Below are 24,902 nucleotides of genomic sequence, written 5' to 3'. Positions count from 1 at the left end.
GATTATAAAAATATAAACTATAAAGGTATAAAACGCTCATCATTGATAATAGCTAAAGTATACTCAGTCAATAAATCATTGCGGTATAGGCTGACCTTGCGGCACAACCGTACTGATATTTAAGTTTAAAAACCCAAGCTTACCTGCGATATCCATAACTCTGACTACAGATTGGTGGGTTGCATTGCCGTCAGCCGCTATCACAAACAACAGGTCACGGTTACTGCCAGCCTCTTGTTGCAGCATGCTTGTCAATTCAGCTTCACTGCTATTAGCTAGACTAATACCGTTGACTAAGTAACTGCCATCCTCTTGTACAGCCACCTCGATGCTCTGTTTTTGCTCTGCTTGCGCTACCCCTTGCGCTTCTGGTAGAACCAAATTTAGACGACTATAATGATTAAATGAGGTTGCAAGCAGTAAAAATACAATTAAGAACAGCAAGCAATCTATCATAGGCGTCAAGTTAATCTCAAGCGGCTCGACAGTAGGTTTTCTAAAGCGCATAGTGGTCTCTACATGGACTAAATTGCGTTGATCGTATTATTATCAGCGTGCAGCACTTTATTAATAGCCTGACTCATATTGACAGCCCTTTTAGTGAAGACTTTGTTTGATGAAGAATCTAACAACTGATAATCGTATAATTCCTGCACCATAAGGCCCGCTTGAGTTTCAAACTGCGCATTGATATCAATGATACGGCGCTGAAAATAACGATACGCCACTAGTGCTGGTATCGCGACGATCATGCCAGCCGCTGTAGTGATTAATGCTTGTGACACCCCAGCTGCGAGCAATGTCGGATCTTGCATGGCGTTATCTGTAATCGCTAAGAACGAGGAGATAATACCTAAAACTGTACCTAACAAGCCAAGCAGCGGCGCAATAGCGCCTATAGTACCGAGCATATTGATGTTTTTTTCTAATTGATGTATTTGCACGCTTGCACGGTTTTGCATATGCATGGTCATAGATTCAAGCCCGTACTGACGATAGAGCAAACCCGTTGCTAGGATATCACCTAGGGGCGTTTTTTCTTTGACATTTATCAGTTGCGCGCGCTTGATATCGCCATTATCGCGCAAACGGGTAATGAGCTGTTCGCGTAGCCAACTGGGAGCAATTTTGCCGACCTGTAAATTATAACTGCGCTCGATGATAATAATCAGTGCCACTATCGAACACGCTACTATAGGCGTCATTAGCCAACCGCCCGCCGTTACCAGCTCCCACATAACAACTCTCGTATCAGATAATTAGATAGTAATAACTATAATAGGCATCAAAAATCGAGTATTAAACCAGTGATGTTAGCCCGATTTAAGGTATAAAAAGCGCACGTTAGCGCTGCGCCTCTATATATTTGATGATAGCGGCAAGCTCATCTTGGTTGTGAAAGATAATCTCAACGCTACCTTGCCCGTCTTTTTTGTGTTTGAGTTTAACCTCAGCACCTAGTGCGTCGGTTAAGCGCTGGGTCAATCGCTCGGCATCATGAGCGGGTGCTGACTCGCTGCGATCAGCTTTAGGCGTAGGTTTGAGAATAGATTTGACCAGTTTTTCAGCTTCACGTACGGTCATATTACCGTCGATTATTTTTTGGGCGATGATAGGCTGCTGCTCTGATGACAGCGCAAGCAAGGTGCGCGCATGACCCATGTCAAGAGCACTATTAGCCAGATGGTCTTTGACCGCATCATGTAATTGATTGAGTCGCAGTAAGTTTGAGACTGTTGTTCTTGCCTTACCCACGACCTCGGCGATCATGGCATGACTCATACCAAACTCACTATGAAAGCGTTGCAAAGCGGCAGCTTGCTCAATGACAGATAGGTCTTCGCGCTGAATATTTTCAATCAAGGCTAAGGCAATAGCGAGCTCATCAGACAGCGCGCGCTCTATTGCTGGAATGACCGTTTTACCTGCCATTTTAGCCGCACGCCAGCGGCGTTCACCTGCGATGATTTCGTGCGTAACGATATCGTTGCTTTTGTTTTCTGTAGCAAGTAGCGGACGGATAACAATAGGTTGCATGATACCGTGCTGCTCAATTGAGGACGCAAGCTCGGTCAATGCCGTCTCACTCATATCACGGCGTGGCTGATACTTACCCGCTTGCAATAAGCTGACCTCTATTTGCACCAAGCTAATTTGGTCTTCAGCACCACCTTTATCTTTATAAGTCTTGTTGTTAGGACGCGGCGCTCGGCTACCTATATTGGCAGCAGCTTCTGGTTTTTTACTATCTAGCTCTACACTATTTACTAGCTCCAAACTATCTACTAGCTCTATGTTCTCTGACTTTATATTGGTGTCGGTATCCGCTTTAGACTTTTTATTGCTTTTAAGCTTAGACTGGGCCGGCGCTTGAGTACTTGAGGTAGCCTCTGGCAAAACGTCATCACGTACAACCGTATCATCTTGTAAGGCGCTGGCGGTGATTTGCTTTTCTTTTTTGATTGACCCAAGCAGGGCATCAAGGCCTCTATTGGCAGCCAATCCACGTTTCTTCGCCATGATTCCCAATTCCTCTAACACTAAAATAAAAGCTCGATTATAACCGATAATAAATGAAAGCGGCGTTTAATAACAGAAAAACGATGGCAATATTATTTACCAAGCATTCACTTAATCCAGCTTTTGGATGAATCAATCTCACAAAATATCGTTTTGATGATGTCAAAAACCATTGATGCTTGCGAGTAGATAAAAGTCGTGCTTTTATTTGCTTTGTTTGATGACTTCTGCTGCCAGCTTTTGATAAGCGCGCGAGCCCTTAGACCATCTCTCGTAGGCAATAACTGGCATACCGTGAGCAGGCGCTTCTGCTAATCGTACGTTTCTTGGAATATGAGTCTTGTACATGATATCGCCAAAATGCGCCTCAAGCTCAGCTGAGACATCGCGCGCCAAAGTGTTGCGCGCATCGAACAGCGTTCTGACCACGCCGCGGATATGTAGCTTTGGATTAAGCTCAGTCAAGCGCTCAATGGTTTGTGATAAGTCAGCCAAACCCTCTAACGCATAGTACTCGCACTGCATAGGGATGATGACACCATCTGTTGCGACTAAAGCGTTAATGGTCAACAGGTTCAGACTTGGCGCGCAGTCCATGACGACGTAATCATAAGGTTTGCTTTGAGTATTGGCTTGATGATCACTCAAAGCGCTCATTGCCGTTTTTAGCAGCTCATGACTATTGGTCTGTCCCATCAACGTGGTATCCATACCTGCAAGCTCGCGATTAGCACCGATGACATCGAACCCAGCAGGACTCGTCACCAAAGCGTCCTGCAACAAAACGCCATCGAGCAAAACATCCGTGATGCTCAGCGACAAGTCATTTTTGTCAAGTCCGGTGCCAGAGGTTGCATTACCTTGTGGGTCTAAATCAATCAAAAGAACCCGTTTGCGTTTAGCAGCAAGGCTTGCCGCCAAATTCACCGCTGTGGTGGTTTTGCCAACGCCGCCTTTTTGATTGGCAATTGCTATGATTTCCATAAACTCACTCAGTATTATTAATATAGGTCTATATCTTAAAAACGTGTCATCTCAACTAAATGCCGACTGTCATGCAGTCTTGGGACATTTAGTTTTATAGTATTAATGTGCCATTCATTTTCTAATTCTTGTAGCTCTTCTTGAGTTGGCGCTTTGCCTTTCATCGCGCACAAGCGGCCTGTCGCCTTTAATTGTGGCTGCGCTGCACTGACAAAGTCATGTAAGCTGGCAAAAGCGCGTGAGGTCACCACATCGTACTCGCCGTCATGCGCCTCAATACGAGAAGCGATAGGCTGCACATTGCCAAGTCCAAGCTCGCTGCTGATTTGCTTAATAAAGCGTATTTTTTTTTGATTGCTATCTAAAGCTATGCACCGGCGCTCAGGCTGACAGATGGCGATAATCACCGCTGGCATACCCGCCCCAGTACCAATATCAAGCAGCGAGCCTGCTGGCAGATGCGGTATAATCGCTAAGCAATCGACAATGTGCTTAGTTAGCGCCTCTACAGGATCGGTAATAGCTGTCAGATTATAGGCTTTGTTCCATAATAATAGCTTATCTAAATATAGTAGCAAGGTGCGCTGATCTAAGGCGGATATGTCTAATGCTAACGCTTGTACTGATTCTGATAAAATGCCAGCAAGCTTAGGCAGTTGCGCGCCTATCTTGACGAAACCTGTACTATCAAGTCCAGAAAAACCTGTAGGATTACGCGCATTTATAGCGGGCTTGGCAGTAGCGTTTGAGGATGCTGGCATAAGACGATGGGTCCGATTTTGTCGTGTGAAACTCTCATTTTATCACGAGGGTTGCACATTGAATAGTTTGACATTGCGCTGATGTCCGTCATCTTATACTATCTTTGGGATTATTGATGTGTTATTCGTTTTTTAGTCTTATCATAAATGACATATACTGACCTCTCATACTCTATTTTATAAAATAATTTATATTGTTTTGCCGATATAGCTCATATTAAAAAGTCGTTACGCTAATAAGTAGTCGCTTAAAGAATCTGCTATGCTAGAACGTATTTGACGTTAGAGCCTAATGCTTTGTAACGCTTGCCTATTACCTACTATTATCTATTGGCTATGCCTGACAGATAAGCCTAAGACGAAACCTAAAACTTTATGACTCAAACCTTAAAAGACGACACATTAGCGCCTAGCGCTGAGCAATCAGGCGACGCGACTATCAAGCCTCACCCTATTTTTATCGACGTTAAAAAGCGCTGCCAGCTCAGCTCTGATCAGCTCAAACGCTATAGCAATCATAGAGTGCTCCCCAAAGATACTCGCGCAGCGCCTCCTTTAGATATTGGCTTTGGGCAGCAGCGTGCATTAAAAGCCTTGCGTACGGCGCTAGATATTCAAGCGAGCGGCTATCATGTGTTTGCCGCAGGTGAGAATGGCTTAGGCAAACGTACGATTATCACCCGTTTGCTCGCGCGTAGTGCTGCTCGTGCGCCAACCCCTGATGACTGGGTCTATGTGTATAATTTTTCAGACCCACGCACTCCTATTGCTCTCACCTTACCCGCAGGTCAGGCACTTGTATTGCAAGAGCAAATCAGTACCCTTTGGCAACAGGCCAAAAAGCGTTTGAGTCAGCGCTTTTACAGTGATCAGTATCAAAGCCAGATTGAGGCGATCAAAAATGACGCGCACGCGCAAGAGAGCCAAGCCTATGATGCGCTCAATGCTGAGGGTAAACAGTATGACTTGGCGCTGACTTTTCGCCCCTCTGACAACAAAGCGATGTTTGTACATCCAAGTCAGTTGGCAACACAATCCTTAAATGATGCAAATGTTATAGACCCTCAACAAGATACCAGTATTGAGCTAGATACTAAAGAGTATGCGTCTACAAGTTCTGATAAACCAAAAACCCTTGATACATCAGCTGAGGATTACAACAATACACGGCGCAATTTTGCCCAAAAAAATCACATGCATAAGCGCTTAAGCCAATTAACGATTGCTCTTGAGCGCTTAGAAGATGATGCCAATGACGCCATAGAAGCCATGCACCGTGATATCGCAACACGCACGCTACAGCCCCTGTTTGCGCCTATTCAAAAGCAGTTTGAGGCGCTGCCAGCGGTAGGCTCATACCTGACGGCAATGCTCGCCGATATGGTCAACCATGTAGAGCGAATCGTAAACGCCGATGACGAGGAGTTTGTCGCCGCCCTCCTTGCGACAACGCCGAGTCGTTACGCCGTCAACGTTATGGTGACGCACGTGCCTAATAGCGGCGCGCCTGTGGTATTTGAGGATCTGCCGACGCATCTTAATCTATTAGGTCATGTCGAGCAAATCACTCAGTTAGGCACCGTTACAACTGATGTTAGTATGATTCGCGCCGGCGCCCTACACCGCGCCAACGGCGGCTACTTGCTGCTTGAAGCCAGCCACGTCCTTGAGCATCCTTATGCGTGGCAAGGACTCAAACGCGCATTGCAATCACGTAAAATCAAGCTCTCAAGCCTAGAGCAAATGCTGACCTTGACCGGTAGCTTGTCCTTAGCGCCCATGCCTGTAGATTTGAGTGTCAAGGTGATCTTGCTGGGTGAGGCCGATCTATATTACGAGCTATTAGAGTTAGAGCCTGAATTTGATGCGGTATTTAAAGTACGCGCCGACTTTCATGATGACGTAAAACGCACTCATGAGCATGAACTGGCTTTGGTTGCCAAGATGGCAGATATTATAGATTACGCAGGACTTTATCCGTTCGACAGTAGCGCGCAAGCGGCTTTACTTGAGCACTTGAGCCTGCAAGCTGAAGAGCAAGACCGTTTGAGTCTGCACAGTGATCGGCTAATCAAATTGCTTCATGAGTCTAATCGTCATGCGCGCCTTAGTAACGAAACCTTAGTCGATGCCACGCACGTCACCGAAGCGATAGCCGATATGGACGAGCGCTCAGGCTACTTACGCGATCTATACTGGGATGAGCTTAAAAACGGTCAGCAGCTTATCAAGACTCAAGGAGTAGCCGTTGGTCAAGTCAATGCCCTCACCGTCGTCAGCTACGCCGATAGTGAGTTTGGTATGCCTGCGCGCTTGACCGCAGTTATCCAGCCCAATATAGGTACTGGTGAGATTTTAGATATCGAGCGTGATGTTGATTTGGGCGGTAGTTTGCATGCTAAAGGCATGCTGATTATGACCAGCTATTTACGCGCGCTCTTTAGCCAGCACCATGCGCTAAACTTTAGTGCCTCCCTCGCCTTTGAGCAAAGCTACGCGCATATCGATGGCGATAGTGCGACCGTTAGCGAAGCTTGCGCGCTCCTATCTGCCCTAGCCGACGTGCCGATCGATCAAGCGCTTGCCATCACAGGTTCGATGAATCAGCTGGGCGAGGTGCAAGCGGTTGGTGGTATCAATGCCAAAATCGCAGGGTTTTTCGATGCCTGCCGCGAGCAAGCTCTAACCGGACAGCAAGGCGTCGTCATCCCTATGGCAAACGGTCAGCAGCTCATGCTACGTGATGATATCATTGAAGCGGTTGAAAATAAGCAGTTCTCAATTTACGGTGTTCATACGATCAACGAAGCCTTGACACTAATGACTGGCCTGCCTATCGACACCCTTAATAAAAAGAAGCGCTACCACAAAGACACCTTATTTGGCAAAGTCCTACGCCGCTTAATGCTCTGGGATGACAATCAAAACGATGACGTCGCCGATGATAGCGTATCAAAAAAAGAAGCTAAAAAGAGTAAAAAGAAGAAAAAACAAAAACGTCAAAAAAAAGAGCAGCAAGCCATACAAGAAGACGCTCAAAACGAAAAGCGGGTTAAAGATTTAAGTGATAAGGAACAAGAGTAAGCACCGCTGTACCACCTAGTCAATAAAGATAAACCAGCAAAGCTACGCAAGCAAAGCTATGCAATCATGTCTAGACGCTCTCACTCTTTTCTGCGATGATAAATAAACGAGCACTACTGTTTTTTATAAGCGCATGACACTTGCAAACTGCCAGCGACTTAATAACTTAGTAACTTAATAACTTAATAACTTAATAACTTTGACCTCATAACAATTAAAACAAATTGATAAAGGTATTTACCAATGACTGTGTCTCAGACAGACAGCCCACAAGCCGATACTCAAGCCATTGTTAAAGACGACAATACGGATAATCGTCATGGCGCGGCAACTACTGCGCGGCAATGGCAAGTGCTGTCACAGTTGCAACGCAATCGCTGGGTAGGGACTACGCACGTATATGAGCAGCTGGTTTTGGCAGGTTTTGATATCAGTTTGCGTACGGTACAAAGAGATTTAAATGCCTTGGCAAAACGCTTTCCTATAGAAAAAAATAATGCCAATCCGCAAGGCTGGCGCTGGCGTGATGATGCTCCGCTGCAAAGCTTACCGCATATGAACCTATCGCAAGCGGTCGCCTTCAACATGGTTGAGGCCAATCTTACCCAACTACTGCCGCCCGCTATTTTAGATGAGCTATTCCCCTGGTTTGATTTGGCGCGGCGCCAGCTCAAAAACAGTAAGGTCACTCACTCTTGGATAGATCGCGTGCGTATTGAACCTGCGACCCAGCCTCTAATTGCGCCGCATGTTGACCTAGAAAGTAAAGATAATATTTATCATGCGCTGTTTTATCAGATGCAGATAAGAGCCTGCTATACGCGTAGCAACAAGTCTGAGGCGAGCGAATATATTCTCAACCCTATCGCTATTATCCAGCGCGGCGTCATTATCTATATGCTCGCAACCCGCACGGATGACCCTGAGATGATCATACGCACCTTTGCCCTACACCGCTTTGAGAGCGTTGAGATTTTAGACACGCCATCTGTCACGCCTGAGGGTTTTGAGCTTGACAGCTACCTTGATGCAGGCGGTATGGGCTTTACCCATCATTTGCTCAGCCAGCTACCAGATCACGGCAAAAACACTCAAGTTGAGCTGAGATTTACCAAAAGAGCGGGTAAAAGCTTGACTGAAAGCAAACTGAGCGTGGATCAGACGGTCACCGATAATGACGACGATACGTTGACGATTAAGGCCACGGTCAATCTAACCTCGCAATTGGTCTGGTGGCTACGCGGATTTGGTAAAGGACTCATTAGTGCCAAACCTGATTTGCTATATCAAGCGGTACTTAACAAAGAATCAGTAGATAGCCTGCGATAAGCGCTCTACTTGCTGCTAATAAACAACACTATTTAATAAAAAAGGTTAACCATGTCTACCCCTTATGCCCAAGTTACCCCGCCCCTATCAGACAGTCTGAGCGCTTTAGGATTAAACGCTGAAACTTTGTTTTTTGCTTTAAATTATGAGTTCACCAAAGTTGAGACCAAAGGATTACTCAAGCGTTTTAAAAAAAACCAAGACGCTATAGATCTTGATATTGCTTGCGTGCTGTATGACAAAAACTGCACTATCGACGATATCGTCTGGTTTAAGCAATTACGGGACAAAGCGGAGTCCGTCAGGCATCAAGGAGACAGCCTAAACAGTAAAGATCGCGGCGATCAATCCTTGTACCGTGCGCCGCTTGATCAAGAGCAAATTCGCCTAGCGCTCGCCGATATACCAGAGCATATCGAACATATTGCCATGCTTGTCAGCTCCTATCACGGTCATCCGTTAGGTAAGCTCAACGCTGGTGAAGTGCATTTAAGTGATGATGAAGGCAACCGCGCCTTTGAAGTTAATTTAAGACAATCTCCTCGCGATTGTAGCGCCGTATGGATTGCAAGTTTACGCCGAGGTATAGAGGACTGGCATTTAACTTTGCAAAATCTACCGCTAGATGAGCACGATATCCCAAAAGCGGCGCAACTAATAGCACATGAGCTTGCCCGCGTACTACCCATGCCGCTAGCACCTGTGTCGTCAGAATCAGGCGGCTAATGCCTGTCAACAATCGCTCTTAGTAAGTACAAAAATGAGCATAAAAAAGGTGAAACATTTTAGTGTCTCACCTTTTTTATGTATGACAGATTCGATTACTCAAGCGGCTCACCGCAGTGCGGACAAAAATTCTTTTTACGCATCTCTTTTTCTCGGCGCTCAAGCTCTTGCTCACGCAGCACCTGCAAGACAATATCTTGCGCCTGCTCACGATCGAGTCCAAGCTCGCGGCGAATCTTATCAATCATGACCTGATTTTGTACCAAATCAAAATCACTATCTACCAGCTGCTCACGAAAATCCTGTTCCAACTCATCTCGGCGCTGCGCCAGCTCGTTGGCAAGGCCCGTCGCCAAAATACCTGCAGGCAAAGCGGCCAAGCCTACACCCAATATAGTGATAATCGCGCCTAATATCTTGCCTGCGTTGGTGATGGGCGTAACATCGCCGTAGCCGACCGTGGTCAAAGTAACCACCGCCCACCACATCGCCTTAGGTATCGACTCAAACTCTTCTGGCTGCGCGTGGTTTTCGACCAAATAAATACCACTTGATGCAGTGACAATCATAATAATTAAAATAAAGATGACCGCCTGAAACGAGCCCTTTTCTTTACTAATGACCACCAGCAAAATGCGCATTGAGACAAAATAGCGGGTTAGTTTTAGGATTCTAAATAGACGCAAGATACGTAAGAAACGCAGATCTATGGTGACAAAAAAGTTTAAAAAGGCGGGCGCAATGGCGACCAAGTCGATAAGCGCAGACGGGCTTTTGAGCCACTCCCAGCGCTGTCGCCACGTAGTATTATCAGGCTTTGCTTCAGCCACGCTCCATAGTCTTAGCAAATACTCAATAGAAAATATAACGATGGAGAAGTTTTCAAATAACGTAAAGTACTCTTGATAAGGATAGTATAAGTGATCTACAGACTCAGCTATGACCGCGGCGACGTTGGTCATAATCAAAACAATCAGGAAGTAATCGACGTAACGACTTAGCCAAGTATCGTGTTCATCATTTTGTAAAATATTATAGACAAAATGACGCAAGCGCCGTACAGGTTGGAGTAGCATGCCGTTCCTATGCGGTATAACACCGATCTAGTTTATAGTTGAGTCACTTTGAGAGTATTTGCTACTAGTATTTGTTTTACGTCGCCTCTGTTAGCATAAGTAAAATCAATATTCGTAGAATAAATGAGTTTAGATTTGATAGTAAGCGCTATCAATAAAATATCATATAAATTAATATTTTGTTGAAATCGTTATAAAACGTTTTGCTTAAATTTCTTAAAGCAAATAACATCGAGCTTACCTTTTATTTATACAGATGCAGCGTAGTAAACGTAGACCAATACAAGCAAGACAAAAACAGTGACTATCAGACCAAATTGCAAGACACGATGATCAATACTCAAATTGCGACTGACATCATTAGCCGGTATTAAAGATAAACCACAATCAGGACACGCGCTATTAGACTGATTAACCAAAGTCATATTTCGAGCATTCTCGCAGCGAAGCGGTGAGTTACTACAGTATCCAATCATAAGGTATTATCGACCCCTTTTTTATAAAAGACAGCGTTTACTATCACTACTTCATCATCAATCATTGTGCACTTATTTTAATCAAAGTCACCATCTTAAACGATCAAAATATGTGACGTCCAAGATACCTTTAATATCTTTGGCGTCAATTTAGCTTTAAATCCTTACCATCTGTAAGGTTTTTACATTATACTGTAGGTAGGACGATAAGAGCTGATCCTAAAACTACTATTGGCCTTTGACCCCTGATGCCATCCCTCATCGGCGGTCTATCACTCACTTTTAGTATTAAGGAATACATGATGAAACTACAATCCCTAGTTTTAGCGACTGCGACTGCAATGATGATGACAACGGCTTTTGCTGTTCCTGTGGGTACTTGGACGCTAGGTGCAGGCGCGCATGGCGTTGTACCTAAAAGCGATAACGGCACCTTATTAAATGGTGCGCTGTCGGTTGATGTCGATGATGATATTCGCCCGACTCTTACAGGTGAGTATTTTATCGCTAACAATGTAGGCATCGAGCTACTAGCCGCTATTCCTTTTCATCATGATATTACCCTAACTGACGCGGGCGGTAATCAAATCGATGCAAAAACTCAGCATCTTCCACCTACTTTGTCTGTGCAGTATCATTTTGATAATAGTATGATGCCAATGAACATCAAGCCCTTTGTGGGCGTGGGTGTCAACTACACTACCTTTTTTAAAGAAAGAATCGGTACTGGTGATGATTTAGAGCTTGATGACAGTGTTGGCGTTGCAGGTCATGTCGGCGTAGATATTCCCTTTACACCAACAGAATCATTCCGTATTGACGCACGCTATATGGATATAGAAACAGACGTCAAGTTAAATGGTAATGATATCGGCTCTGTGGATATAGATCCTTGGGTATACGGCGTTGCCTTTGTCAAACAGTTTTAATCGACTTATGCTAAACACTAAAAAAAGCCAGCTCAATAGCTGGCTTTTTTATCTTTAAACTGGCTGTTTTATTACTTTATAAGCTAAGTACTAAAGTAGAATACGACGCGGATCAGCGAGTAAGGTTGTAATATAGCGAGTAAACACAGCAGCATCAGCACCATTAATAACGCGATGATCATAAGACAAAGATAATGGCAGCATCAAACGCGGCTCAAAGGTTTGTGTGCTCTCATTCCAGCGCGGTTGCATACTCGCTTCAGACACGCCTAAAATACCTACTTGTGGCCAGTTTACCAAAGGCGTAAAGGCGGTGCCGCCCAAGTTACCTTGACTCGATATGGTAAAGCTTGCGCCTTGTAAATCTTTGGTACCAAGCTTTTTATCACGGGCTTTTGCTGCCAGCTCACCGATCTCAACGGCGATCTGCTTGAGACCTTTGTCCTGAGCATCTTTAATAACAGGGACAATCAGACCGTCATCAGTAGCAACGGCAATACCCATATTGACACTTTTGCGTAGGATGACTTGCGTATTATCATCACTCAAATGACTGTTAAAGCGCGGATGCTGAGTCAGCGCATAAGCGGTCGCTTTGACAATAAAGGCTAGTATGGTAAAGCCAATACCTTCCGCTTTCATGCCGCCTTTGAGCTCGCCGCGTAGCTTTTCAGTTTCGGTAATGTCTGACAAATCAAACTGCGTCACTTGCGGCAAATAGGTATTGTAGTTGAGCTGCGGGATTGAGACTTTTTGCAAACGGCTTAAATCTACCGTTTCGCTTTCTCCCCAAATCTCTGTATTACTCATATCAGGCAAACTTGGCAACCCTGAACCAGCTTGCACGCTACTAGTAGGCACCGCCTCTTGTGTGGTAATACGCTCTTTGACATGTGCGAACAAATCCTCTTTTAGGATACGATCATTGATCGCTGAACCATTAACTTGAGTAATATCGATACCCAATTGACGCGCCAGCTTACGTACGGCGGGGCCTGCATACACTTCAGTCAACTTTTGATTGACCTCACGCTCTGTCAGCTTGTTATCCGCTCCTTTAGCTACTTGCTTAGGCTCACCCGTAGTTTGGTTTTGCGCAGAGGTATTTGCGTCCGAGCTATCTTTAGATTCTGATTTGGCAGGCTCTTTGTTCTCAGACGCTTTACTCCTGGACTCTTTGTCTTGAGAGAATTTAGTATCCGCTTTGTCGCTATCACTACTTTGTGAGCTACTCCCTTTGATAATAATAAAGTCTTGACCGTTAGCGACCATGTCACCTGCTTCAACCAATATTTTCTCAATCGTACCTGCCTCTGGCGCAGGCACTTCAACAGAGGCTTTATCCGACTCAATCAATAGTATGGATTGATCCGCGCTCACCGTATCGCCAACACTAACCATAATCTCAGCAACTTGTGCTTCATCTACGCCTAAATCTGGTAGCGCATGGGTGGTGCTAGCGCCCGACTTGGTAGTAGATTTATCTTCGCCTGCCGTGTCAGCATTTTTAATATCAGCCTTTTGCTGCTGATTATCGTCAGATTCAGAGGGTTCTTTATTGTCTTGTTTAGCCTTGTCTTGTTTAGACTTGTCTTCATCTGAACTTTGATTGTCGCTTTTAGCATCACTACTGTCATTGTTGCCCTCGTCGCTTTCAAGCTCAATGAGTACCATACCTTCGCTGACTTGATCGCCGACAGCCACATTGATATTCGTCACTTTACCAGCAGCTGAGCTTGGTACTTCAACAGAGGCCTTGTCAGACTCAATCAAAATAATGTTGTCGTCTTTGGCGATGACGTCACCGACTGCTACCATGATCTCGCTAACTTCAGCACTATCAACACCTAAATCTGGGGCTTTAATTTCCATCTTGTCCATCCTTGTCTTTTAATTACCTAGTCGTGTGATTATTAGTCATGAGGTTTATTCTGCGACGTCATCATCGTTAAGCAAAGTGGCATCGGCTTGATCTTCAGCACGGCCTTCACTTGTGATTTCATCGTCGTCTTCACCGACAAACTCAGGTACAGGATTTGGGTTGATGTTGTCAGAAGCTGGCGCTGGTGCATCTGGAAAATGATCGTACTGCGGCTGCGTCTGCCAAGCAGGTGGCTGATCGGCATCGATATCAAAGCTTGAAATGGCGTCTTTGACCAAACGCATTTCCACCTCGCCCTCATCTGCTAAGCGCTTCAACGTCGCTACTACAATGTGTGCCGCGTCGACATGAAAGAAGCTACGCAGTTGCTCGCGGGTATCGGAGCGACCATAGCCGTCAGTGCCAAGCGTGGTATAAGGACGATTATCAGGGAGCCAAGCGCGGATCTGCTCTGAGTAGTTACGCATATAGTCAGTCGCGGCTACCACGATGCCTTCATGCGGTGCCAGCAGTTCTGTGACCCAAGGCACGACTTCATCGTCCATGGGGTGCAGGCGGTTATAGTCATCACAGGCCATACCATCGCGGGTCAGCTCATTAAAGCTGGTCACGCTCCAGACGTTTGATGTGATATTAAACTCATCTTTTAAGATGCGCGCCGCTTTTTGTACTTCGCGCAAGATCACGCCTGAACCGAGCAGCTGCACTTGGCTTGAGCCGTTATCTTCTAATAGATACATGCCGCGCTTGATGCCTTCTTCCACGCCCTCTGGCATAGCTGGCTGATCGTAGTTTTCATTCATGAGCGTCAGATAATAGTAGACGCGCTCGCCCTCGCCATACATACGGCGCAAACCGTCGTGCATCACGACTGCAAGCTCATAACCAAAGCAGGGATCGTAGGTGACGCAGTTGGGTACAGTGTTGAACAATATTTGCGAATGACCATCTTGATGCTGTAAGCCCTCGCCATTCAATGTCGTACGCCCAGCGGTTGCACCCAACAAGAAGCCCTGCGCTTGACAGTCGCCTGCCGCCCAAGCAAGATCGCCTACGCGCTGAAAGCCAAACATAGAATAGTAAATATATAGTGGTATCATCGGCAAAGCATTGACTGAATAGCTGGTCGCTAGTGCTATCCACGTACTCATCGCGCCCGCTTCATTGATACCTTCTTCTAGCATATGCCCGTCGATGGCTTCTTTATAACCCATCAACGCCTCGCTATCCTCCGGCGTGTATTTTTGTCCTGCCGCAGAGTAAATCCCTAATTGACGGAACATACCCTCAAGGCCAAAGGTACGCGCCTCATCTGGCACAATAGGCACAACGCGATCTTGAATGTCTTTGTTTTTGAGCATCGCTGATAGCAGGCGCACGAACACCATAGTGGTCGACTGCTCTTTGCCTTTACTACCTTGTAGGACGCGATCAAATATCGAGAGCTCTGGAATATTAAGTGGAATATGACCACTACGGCGATTAGGCAGATGACCGCCCAAGGCCTCACGGCGACCCTTGAGATACTTCATCTCTATAGAGTCCTCGGCAGGGCGATAGAACGGCAGCGTCTCTAGCTGCTCATCAGTAAAGGGCAGATCAAATCGATCACGGAAGTACATCAGCGCTTCTTGATCCAGCTTTTTGATCTGATGCGATTTGTTTACCGCTTGTGCTTGATTTGATAGACCATAGCCTTTGACGGTTTTGACTAAGATAACGGTTGGCTGACCTTTGGTTTTCATCGCTTCACTAAAGGCGGCATATACCTTCATTGGATCATGACCACCGCGATTTAGACGGGAGATATCTTTATCAGAGAGCTCATTTGCCATCTCTTCTAGTTCTGGATACTTACCAAAGAACTCTTTGCGGACAAATTCAGGCGAGCGTGCTTCGTAAAGTTGATATTCGCCATCGACGGCTTCTTCCATACGGTGTTTAAGAACGCCCGTCTCATCTTTGTCAAGCAGCGTATCCCACTGACCGCCCCAAATGACCTTGATAACGCGCCAGCCTGCCCCGCGAAACACTGACTCTAGCTCTTGAATGATTTTGCCATTACCACGTACCGGCCCATCAAGACGCTGCAAATTACAGTTGATGACCCAAATCAGATTGTCGAGCTTTTCACGTCCTGCCAAGGATATCGCGCCCAAGCTCTCAGGCTCATCGGTCTCGCCATCTCCTAAGAACGCCCAAATCTTACGACCTTCAGCTTCTAGTAGACCGCGGTTTTCCATATAGCGGTGTACATGCGCGTGATAGATCGACATAATGGGGCCAAGACCCATAGAGACGGTCGGGAACTGCCAATAATCTGGCATCAGATACGGATGCGGATAGCTTGAGAGACCCTTACCACCGACTTCACGGCGAAAATTATCAAGCTGTTCTTCATCGAGGCGACCCTCTAAATAAGAGCGGGCATAAATACCCGGCGCTGAGTGACCTTGGTAGTAGATCATATCCCCACCGAAATGGTCGCTTGCGGCGCGAAAGAAATGGTTAAAACCGGTCTCATACAATGTCGCACTAGAGGCAAAAGTCGCTAAGTGACCACCTAAGTCATCATCATTTTTGTTCGCGCGCATGACCATAGCGAGCGCATTGTAGCGGATCAAAGCGCGAATTTTGCGCTCGATAGTGTGATCGCCTGGGTACATCGGCTCATCTTCGACAGCGATAGTATTAATATAAGCAGTGTCTAAGCGGTTAAAGGGTAGGCCCTCTTGTACCGCCATGTTGTATAGCGCTTTGAGTAAAAACTGCGCCCGGTCTTTGTCCGTATGCTTGATAACGGACTCAAAAGCATCTAGCCACTCTTGGGTTTCTATGCTGTCTACGTCCTTGTAATAATTCATCTTCATCAATCCTTTTTAAGTCTTGTCTGTCTTATGACAGATTATCGTTAGAACAAAATGGTTCGGTAAGCTACAAATAAGTAACTATAAAAAGCGGTCAATAGTTAGGAGACTATATCTACCTATTATAAGCGCATCACAACAAATTGTTTATGGCTTTAAAGAAATGACAAACTGACAAGTATTTAGCAGAAAAATAGCGAATAGTAATTACATGAATATTGATAACTTTAGGCTTAGTTTGTGCGGTGTATGGCTAAATTTTAGTTGTTAATAAGTGAGCAGTCTTAACTATTACTATGCCTTATTAAAGTTGAGCTAATAAATTTTTTAACTTAAAGGTGTTAAAGAAGCAAAATTTATTTTATGATAAGTAACTATATGTAACATAATAGATATGTACCCTAATAACTTAAAGGAATGGTAATGCGACAAAATCGCTATTATAAAATTAATTTTGTTAGCTGGCATTTTGTTATACCTCTTGCGACTGGACTATTATGCTTAGGGATGAGTATAAACTCAGCTCAAGCAGATTTTGAGTCCACTGAAACCTCAGGTCCAGGTACATGTCCCATTAGCCATAAAATGTATTATGTTGGAAATAACCCTCTGCCACCATCTATTGCCGCTTATAGCCCCAAAGCCACTCCAAAAACTCTATCGTGGAATACAGGTACTCTAAGCGATGTCTTCACCTTTTCTGACACTTCGGGTAATGTTGTTTTTCGTCTTAGTTTTTCAGACGTAAGAGACATATATTTAGGTAACAATAGACCAAGATCACCTTTTTTTGGATCATTATCTGGTGTTACGACCTCAGCGATTAACATGTCTCATACCTCTAATAACCCTAAGACCAATCATATTCTAGATATTAGTGTTAACCGTCCTGTTAGTAAGATCGGTTATAAAATTCAAGATCTAGATTCTACTACTAGCGCTAGACGCGTTCCCTATATTGAACGAGCAGATGTCTCTACTAATCAAGGACAATTAACCTTTAATAGCAATTTTCACACTAGAAATGCAAGTCAAGACATTGTGACCGCTCGATCAGGCAGAAATTGCGCAGTTGGCGCCTGTACTATAGATGCTAGTTGGGGATACAATCTTGCTGATGTATTGTTAAATATGAAGCATAGCAACACTTTTAGCCGTAGGAGTGGCGTACACAGTCTTGGGTACTCTGAATTCTACTTTTGCTTAGCACCGCCTAAACTCATCGTTCAAAAACAATTAAATGGTAATAGAGTCAACAGTAATGATCAGTTCCGTATAAAAGTGACAGGCGGGTCTATAGCAGCTAATGAATTTACTACGACAGGCACCAATTCGACAGTCAATAATAGTAGTAGTTCGACACTGAGCTTAAGAGAAAACACCACTTATACGATTACTGAGCAGCTCATCAATAGTGCAACGCTCGCTGACATAGCAAATTATAATGCGACCTATACTTGTAATAATGCTACTACTGGTAGTACGACGACTGTACCTAGCGGTACTATGATTTATAATGCAGCAGAAGGAACACGTTCTTTTATACTCGACAATACTGCCTACGGTGATGAGATTACCTGTACTATTACTAATAGTCCAAATTACATATTCTCAGGCATTGTCTTTAACGACAATGGCGGCATTACAGCAAGCAGCACCACCAGCCAAAACATATCCTCTACTTTTACGAGTAATGCCAATTACTTTAATACAGTCTTTGATAGTGCGACTGAATCTGGCATATATGATGCGAGCATGAGCATACGTTTGACTGATTGTAATGATACCAATATCACAACTACGTCAGCCAATCCGCAGCCCGTTTCAGACACGCAAGCGACCAGAGGCAGATACAACTTTATTGTACCTGCCAGCGCGCTTACTAATAGAACTCGTGTCTGCGTGGTGCAGAATGAGCCGAGCGCTTGGGATTATACGGTAGATACCACGCCAGATAAGCGTGAAGTTACCTTAGTCAATGGTGTGTTTGACTATAAAACTGAGAGTAATGGTTCTCGCAATTTAGATTTTGGCGAAGTACGCGCTGAAAATGCTGCTCTAGTACTGATCAAGTCTCAATACGTTCATGAATGTAATGATAGCCTTAACTATCAAAGTGTTGGTAGCAGTGAGAATCCAACGCTAGGCTTTAGTATCAACCCTATTAGCGATGTCGATCCAGGTAATTGTATTGCTTATCGCATTCAGGCTTATAACCGTGGTCATATCGGACTTCAGCAAGTGCAGATTAGTGATACCATTCAAAGTACGCCTGTGGTCTCAGTATTCAAGCGTCCAGCACCGTTATTTGTGCCGACCTCAGTTGCCAGTCCAAGCGTCGCTTACGATACCAATGGTACGATTCAATCCAATTTCTTTAATTTAGCGGCAGCAACCAGTCAACCTACTTTAGCGACACTGTATTTCAATACAAAGTACGGTACGACTCAGTCGAACTAATTGATAGTTATCGGTTTATCTCAATTTTTACTTCTACTCTAAATGGGCACTTTTATCTCCAAAAGTGCCCATTTATATATAAAATTTCCCTTCATTTGCACTTCGTCCTACTATATCTACCTTTCATAATATAGTATTAGTTTTTCGTAACGACTATGGCTAGTATAGCTTGTTATATTAGCATTACTGTTTTGACTAGATGGCTTATTACTCGGTAGAGTTAGATCATAGGACACAAGAATATGTACAACACTCATCATTCTCTATATTCGTATTTTACGAGTATGTCTATCTTTAGAGTACTTATCTTTATTGTGTGTGTGACTTTAATTTTTAGTAGTCAGTCGTCCTATGCACTAGCTACTAACCCCGGTGCAACCTGTGATGCTGGTTTTGAAAAAAGTGGTTTAGATGATTCAGATTATTCGAGATTAGCATCCTCTTTAGGCAGTTTTGTAAATGTAGCGGGTGACGCTGCAGGTAGTATTCCGTTACAAATCAAGATGACGATAACAGAGAGCAACGGGCCTCCTACAGGTAATAGTTCTTTTACTGCAACAACAGTAAGCAACAAAGGCGTATTTAATGTATTCCGTGACTTTCCTAATATGCAATCAGTTACTTCGATTGAATTTGATTTTCGCAATAGAATTACAGAACAGCCAATATTTTTAACTAATGTTGCCCTTAGTGCTTTTGACATTGACTTTGCAAACAGTAGTAATGGAAACAGTTTTGATGATTATGTTCTGTTTACAGGAGTTACTGCAAATGGAAGTATTATTGATGGCTCTTATCAAGCAATAACTGATTCGAGAATTCGTTCTTTTAATGATTCTAGACCAAACACACCTGGAGTAGGGTTATACATTCTTGGTAATACCTCCAATTGCCCCGCCAACGCTTTAGGTACAACTTGTCAGGGATCTGTACAATTTTCAGAACCTGTAAAATCTGTAAAAGTTCGTTACTCCAATGCTGATTTTCGTATTTTTAACAATGACAATCCGACAAACCAGCAGATCTTTCTTAGTTTAGATAACTATTGCTATGTTCCGCAGTATATTTTCTCTGGTACTGTATTCAATGACAATGGCGGAATCACGGATACTCAGGCTGATGCAAACAATGCTAATATCAGTAGCGGTACCTATTCTAATAGACCAAACTATTTTAATGGCGTATTTAATCCTCCTCAAGAGTCAGGTATCAGCGGAAGTACGGTGAGGTTGGCAAATTGTGCAAACCCTGGAACTACTTATCCAACCCAATCAGTTCTCAAAACTGGGGCACCGACTGGTGCTTATCAGATTAGTATTCCTAGAACTACTTTAGGTAATAATACAAATCTTTGCCTTGTTGAGAGTCGAACAGGAAACACTTATCCTATTCGTACTACTAGTGACAGTCGTAATACTGGATTTTCAGCGACTACTTATAACTATCCAAATAACGACTTTGGTCGTGTTATTGCCGAAAACGTCGCTTTAGTGCTTAAAAAATCTCAGTACATAAACGACTGCCCTGCTACGCTAAACTACGCCAGTATCAATGACGCGCCTACTCCCCTTACAGGGTTTAGTACCGCAATGATTGAAGGTATAGCACCTGGCAGGTGTATTGCATACAAAATCACGGCGACCAACCGCGCTAATATAAAGATTGATAACTTTATTATGGACGATGTGTTGCAGAAAAAAGGTACAGCTGGTGCTCTTGTAACATCGGTACTCGCTAATCCTGCGCTTGCTACTGCTGACTACAACATCTCTAGCAGTCCTGCTATTGGTGCAAACGGTATAGTAACTACTAAATCGCTTGTATTACCGCCGCGCTCTAAACGTGATTTTTACTTCAACACTAAATATGGTACGAGTCAGTAATGTAATCATACTACTACCTAACTAACTCAAAACTGCCTGACTAATAGTGATATTAGTGAGGCAGTTTTGGGTTTGCTGTACGTAAGCTGAAGCATATGCTTTTATTCAAAATCTCAACCGACCGTCGTAAAGGTTTTATCACTTAGTCTAAAAATTCGGTATACCATTCAGCTACTTCAAACTGCCATTTATCACCTTTTCAATGACATATTATTATCATTCTGTGAATATGCAGTTATGAAAAATTCCCAGCACTATCAAAGCACTGTCTTCAATAATTAATACAAAACCAGTTGTCTATTGTCGTTTTCAGCATATCCTTTATGTCGAAAGCATTGTGCTGCGAGTATCCAAATATCACCGTTATAGAAAGGATTTTGATATGTCGCATTTTAACTTTTTACGTAATTCAGTATTAGCAGTAGTCGCCTCTACCGCTTTGTTTGGCGCCGCTTACGCTGATGACGCACTCAAGATGGATTTATCTGCTAGTAAAGTCATCAAAAACGCTGAAGGTAAAGTCGCTTACGTCCCTGTCAGCACCGCACCTGCTGGCACCACTATCCAGTACAAGGCCAACTACACCAACACTGTAAATAAAGACATCAATAATCTGATGGTGACCTTGCCTATCCCTGCCAATATGACTTTCACTGGCGATGCCTCTCCTGCCAGCGCTCAAGCTAGTGTCGATGGCAAGAACTATGCTGATATGCCGCTCATGCGCAAAGTCGATGGCAAAATGGTCAAGATTCCGTTATCTGAATATCGCACTCTACGCTGGAACATCAAATTACTGCCTGCTAACAAGTCTGCTGCTGTAGCTCTCAATACGACCGTTAGCTAACTAAGTCTTTTACCAAATTTTTATTACTTAATTAACTGAATCTTTACCATTTTTTGTCTCGGAGTCTTCTATGAAACCAAACACCTTTAAACATAGTCTGATCGCAGTCGGCGTCACCGCTGCTCTAGGTATCTCAACTGGTGCTATGGCAACTAACACTACCACTGGTACTACTACTACTAATGTTGATATCAAAAACATTGCAACTGCCAACTATGATGTCGCTGGCGTTAAGCAGCCAGAAGTTAAATCTAACGAAGTTATCGTTCGAGTATCAGAGCGTCTGTCTTTTTCATTAACTGCAAACAATGAAGATGGTACTCCAAATGATACCATCAATGAAAATCTAGACGTAGCTCCCAACGGTTTTGCAGTGTTTCAGCATACCTTGACTAACACAGGTAACCGTAGTGATACTTATACTGTCAACTTGGCGAATTTGACAGATGACGATGCTGATTATGATCTTACAGCTTCTACAGTGTCTTATTCTATATATAATGCAGGCCAAGTACCGGGTACCGACACTCCTGTATCAACGCAATCCAATCTTTCAGTTGCTACTGTCAATGGAAACACCCTTACCTTAGAGGCAGGTCAGTTCATCAAGTTCACTATCAATGCCAAAACCAAAGATAACAAAGGCGGTAATAGACAGAATCTTAGACTCACGGCTACTAGTGCACTACTGCCTGCTGCCAATAGAACACTGACTAACAATGATAAATCAGTGACTAAATTGCCTACTTTTAGTATCGTTAAGACGGTAACTAACGCATTAGATCTAAACAATGCGAATGACACGGCTACTTATCAGATCGTGATTAAGAATCCAACGACCGCATACTCTGCTAATGCAACTGATATCACCATTACCGATAACTTGCCAGCGGGCCTGCTTATTGCACAAGCATTGACGACAAATAGCATTACAACTAGTGGTAGTGCAACCAAAGGCACGCTCAATCAGACGAATAAAGGCTTTGAGTTGACAGGAGTAAATATCCCAGTCAATGGTAGTATCACTATCAACTTTACGGTCAAAAAAGACCCTAATACTGCCTTAGCTAATAACGCTTTGAACCATGTCAAAGTCACTGATGATTTGGATAACAATCCAGCTACTGACAACACTTTGATCGATAGCACAGACAGCACTGTTGAGAACGTTACTCGATTCTACCCTGTCGATGATACCGACTTTACCAACGGAACTAATGCTACTGGTAACGACGGTAACGACTCTACTCAGCCATTAGGTACTATCAAACGTAATTTGACGCTCACTAATCCAACTGTTAAAGAAATCGCACCGACCTCAGGTACCGCAGGTCAAGCCACGCATCAAACGATTATTACTAACACGGGTCAAAATACTGAAGGTGATGTAGCAGGTAGATTGACGTTTACGATAACTGACAATGATAACGGTACACCAGACGCGGTAAATATTGTACCTGGTTCTGTGACCCTTACCTATGATCCAGATGGTCCTAATGGTTCTGCACCAGCACAAACTGCTGTCGGTATCACACCTAATAGCAGCGGCGTATATGATATCAAGACTGCCCTGCCTAACGGTATCGCACCTACAGGTACGGTTACGATCAGTTATAATGTCTCATCAGAGAATGCTGAAATCGGTTTTTCAGAAGATACTGTAGTAAAACTCACTGCAAGCGGTACAGGCGCGCCTACTGTCGCTCCAGTAACCGACAGAACCGATATCAAAGGTTTGACTCTGGTTAAGAGTCAAGCGCTAGATGCTACTTGTAAGGGTACTGCCGATACTGCCTTTAGTAGTTCTGCTGATCCGTTGGCAGCAACGCCTGGTCAATGTATCATTTACCAGATCGTTGCTACCAATACTTCTACTACGGCGCGAGGGTTCGATATACAGAATCTAGTAGTATCGGATGCAACGTCTAATTTTTCAGCGACTGCTGATTATAGAGGCAACTCTTTTGCAACAACGACTACTACAGGTAATGGTACGACTGTGACGGCTCCAGCTGCATTGAATTCAGCTAATACTGCTATTAGTACTACTATTAATCCTTTAGTACCCCAAGGCACGGCGACAATGAAGTTCTCGGTAAAAATCAAAACCAATCGTTAATATTACCTTTTGTTAGTAAAGTGCCCATAAGCATTAAATGTGCTTATGGGCACTTTTTTGTGTATAATGCATGCAATATACTGTATTCAATATGTAATAAGATTTTTTACTATTCATATGCACATACTATTGATATTCATAAAATTGCTCGGTTTTGAGCTATTTACAAACTTAGACTGCTTCAAATTGGTGGCTCTAAAAACATCTCGACTAATAGATTTTAGCTTATAAATGATTGTTATTTATGACAATTAACCGCAGATATAGAGATACACCCACTTCTATTACCATTTAACTACTCCTACCTACCACTTATCTTCTTTGTAATGACTGATTGTTACTATTTTGTGATAATACAACCATGAAAGTTGTCTCTTATCTCACTTGTCCTTATTTACCTTTATCACTCAGTGTGGCACAGATGTTGCATCGATGATTATGATTAGAATTTATACAAGTAATACATTGAACAAGGCTTATGATATGAAAACTTTTAAACTACTACGCGCAGCTCTACTAGCAACACTAGCATCTACTACTTTATTAGGTACAGCTTACGCTGAAGATGCTTTAAAAATGGAATTAACAGCTAATAAGGTTGTCAAGGACGCTGATGGCAAAGTGACTTATGCCCCTGTAAGTACGGCGCCCGCTGGTACTGTCATTCAGTACAAAGCCAACTATACCAATACTATCAATAAAGACATTAACGATTTGGCCGTTATCCTGCCTATTCCTGCCAACATGGCATTTAATGGTGAGGCAACGCCCGCTAGCGCACAAGCGAGTATCGATGGCAAGAACTACGCCGATATGCCGCTTATGCGTAAAGTTGATGGCAAGATGGTCAAGATTCCATATTCTGAGTACCGTACCCTGCGCTGGAATATTAAATTACTACCCGCCAAGAAGTCTGCCGCTGTGGCACTGAACACCATCGTTGAATAGTTCGTTTTTGG

17 protein-coding genes are annotated in these 24,902 nt (G+C 43.8%); 9 read left to right on the top strand and 8 right to left on the bottom strand.

Going from position 1 to position 24,902, the window contains the following annotated elements; translation table 11 throughout:
- Positions 1 to 75: 75 nt before the first annotated feature.
- The 5 genes from ACTXGE_RS03560 to rsmG form a co-directional block, all read right to left on the bottom strand.
- A complete protein-coding gene (locus ACTXGE_RS03560; protein ID WP_317199009.1) occupies positions 76 to 507 on the bottom strand; it encodes an ExbD/TolR family protein in 432 nt (143 codons plus the stop codon).
- A 17-nt stretch (positions 508 to 524) separates the two neighbouring features.
- Positions 525 to 1,238: a MotA/TolQ/ExbB proton channel family protein gene (locus ACTXGE_RS03555; protein WP_435949112.1), complete on the bottom strand. Its 714-nt coding sequence runs from the start codon at positions 1,236 to 1,238 to the stop codon at positions 525 to 527.
- A 106-nt stretch (positions 1,239 to 1,344) separates the two neighbouring features.
- The gene (locus tag ACTXGE_RS03550; RefSeq protein WP_317199011.1) at positions 1,345 to 2,520 is read right to left on the bottom strand and encodes a ParB/RepB/Spo0J family partition protein; all 1,176 of its coding nucleotides are present in this window, start codon (positions 2,518 to 2,520) and stop codon (positions 1,345 to 1,347) included.
- 204 nt (positions 2,521 to 2,724) lie between these two features.
- Positions 2,725 to 3,504 carry a ParA family protein gene (locus ACTXGE_RS03545; RefSeq protein ID WP_443541774.1) on the bottom strand — a complete coding sequence of 260 codons (780 nt, stop codon included), beginning with the start codon at positions 3,502 to 3,504 and terminating at the stop codon, positions 2,725 to 2,727.
- 35 nt (positions 3,505 to 3,539) lie between these two features.
- Complete coding sequence (gene rsmG / locus ACTXGE_RS03540; protein ID WP_443541777.1) at positions 3,540 to 4,265, bottom strand: 16S rRNA (guanine(527)-N(7))-methyltransferase RsmG; 726 nt, start codon at positions 4,263 to 4,265, stop codon at positions 3,540 to 3,542.
- 375 nt (positions 4,266 to 4,640) lie between these two features.
- Between rsmG and ACTXGE_RS03535 the strand changes: the two genes are divergently transcribed.
- The 3 genes from ACTXGE_RS03535 (at position 4,641) to ACTXGE_RS03525 (ending at position 9,404) form a co-directional block, all read left to right on the top strand.
- Positions 4,641 to 7,349, top strand: coding sequence for an AAA family ATPase (locus ACTXGE_RS03535; RefSeq protein ID WP_443541778.1), 2,709 nt, complete (start codon positions 4,641 to 4,643; stop codon positions 7,347 to 7,349).
- Positions 7,350 to 7,592: 243 nt separating this feature from the next.
- Complete coding sequence (locus tag ACTXGE_RS03530) at positions 7,593 to 8,678, top strand: helix-turn-helix transcriptional regulator (protein ID WP_443541780.1); 1,086 nt, start codon at positions 7,593 to 7,595, stop codon at positions 8,676 to 8,678.
- Between the two features lie 51 nt (positions 8,679 to 8,729).
- Positions 8,730 to 9,404: a TerD family protein gene (locus ACTXGE_RS03525; protein WP_317199016.1), complete on the top strand. Its 675-nt coding sequence runs from the start codon at positions 8,730 to 8,732 to the stop codon at positions 9,402 to 9,404.
- Between the two features lie 95 nt (positions 9,405 to 9,499).
- Here ACTXGE_RS03525 and ACTXGE_RS03520 read toward each other — a convergent pair whose 3' ends face one another.
- Entirely contained in the window at positions 9,500 to 10,480 is a 981-nt protein-coding gene (locus ACTXGE_RS03520) for an ion transporter (protein ID WP_317199017.1), read from the bottom strand.
- A gap of 778 nt (positions 10,481 to 11,258) precedes the next feature.
- On the opposite strand from ACTXGE_RS03520, the gene ACTXGE_RS03515 reads away from it, so the two are divergent.
- The gene (locus ACTXGE_RS03515) at positions 11,259 to 11,885 is read left to right on the top strand and encodes an OmpW/AlkL family protein (protein ID WP_443541941.1); all 627 of its coding nucleotides are present in this window, start codon (positions 11,259 to 11,261) and stop codon (positions 11,883 to 11,885) included.
- Positions 11,886 to 11,975: 90 nt separating this feature from the next.
- Here ACTXGE_RS03515 and ACTXGE_RS03510 read toward each other — a convergent pair whose 3' ends face one another.
- Positions 11,976 to 13,757, bottom strand: a complete 1,782-nt coding sequence (locus tag ACTXGE_RS03510) for a 2-oxo acid dehydrogenase subunit E2 (protein WP_443541782.1) — start codon at positions 13,755 to 13,757, stop codon at positions 11,976 to 11,978.
- Between the two features lie 54 nt (positions 13,758 to 13,811).
- Entirely contained in the window at positions 13,812 to 16,631 is a 2,820-nt protein-coding gene (gene aceE, locus ACTXGE_RS03505) for a pyruvate dehydrogenase (acetyl-transferring), homodimeric type (protein WP_443541783.1), read from the bottom strand.
- Positions 16,632 to 17,141: 510 nt separating this feature from the next.
- Here aceE and ACTXGE_RS03500 point away from each other — a divergent pair.
- The 5 genes from ACTXGE_RS03500 (at position 17,142) to ACTXGE_RS03480 (ending at position 24,891) form a co-directional block, all read left to right on the top strand.
- On the top strand, positions 17,142 to 19,094 hold the full coding sequence (locus ACTXGE_RS03500) for a hypothetical protein (RefSeq protein ID WP_443541785.1): 1,953 nt from the start codon (positions 17,142 to 17,144) through the stop codon (positions 19,092 to 19,094).
- Between the two features lie 242 nt (positions 19,095 to 19,336).
- Positions 19,337 to 20,977: a hypothetical protein gene (locus ACTXGE_RS03495; RefSeq protein ID WP_443541786.1), complete on the top strand. Its 1,641-nt coding sequence runs from the start codon at positions 19,337 to 19,339 to the stop codon at positions 20,975 to 20,977.
- Positions 20,978 to 21,359: 382 nt separating this feature from the next.
- Positions 21,360 to 21,824 (top strand): hypothetical protein, encoded by a 465-nt coding sequence (locus ACTXGE_RS03490; RefSeq protein ID WP_317199023.1) that lies wholly within the window; start codon positions 21,360 to 21,362, stop codon positions 21,822 to 21,824.
- A gap of 70 nt (positions 21,825 to 21,894) precedes the next feature.
- Positions 21,895 to 23,943: a hypothetical protein gene (locus tag ACTXGE_RS03485; protein ID WP_443541788.1), complete on the top strand. Its 2,049-nt coding sequence runs from the start codon at positions 21,895 to 21,897 to the stop codon at positions 23,941 to 23,943.
- 483 nt (positions 23,944 to 24,426) lie between these two features.
- Positions 24,427 to 24,891 (top strand): hypothetical protein, encoded by a 465-nt coding sequence (locus tag ACTXGE_RS03480; RefSeq protein WP_435949127.1) that lies wholly within the window; start codon positions 24,427 to 24,429, stop codon positions 24,889 to 24,891.
- Positions 24,892 to 24,902: the final 11 nt, after the last annotated feature.

Origin of the sequence: Psychrobacter sp. T6-4 (assembly GCF_052258425.1) — a bacterium.
Classification (GTDB): Bacteria; Pseudomonadota; Gammaproteobacteria; order Pseudomonadales; family Moraxellaceae; genus Psychrobacter.
The sequence above is the reverse complement of the archived record's forward strand: the minus strand, read 5'-3'. Positions and strand labels throughout refer to the sequence as shown.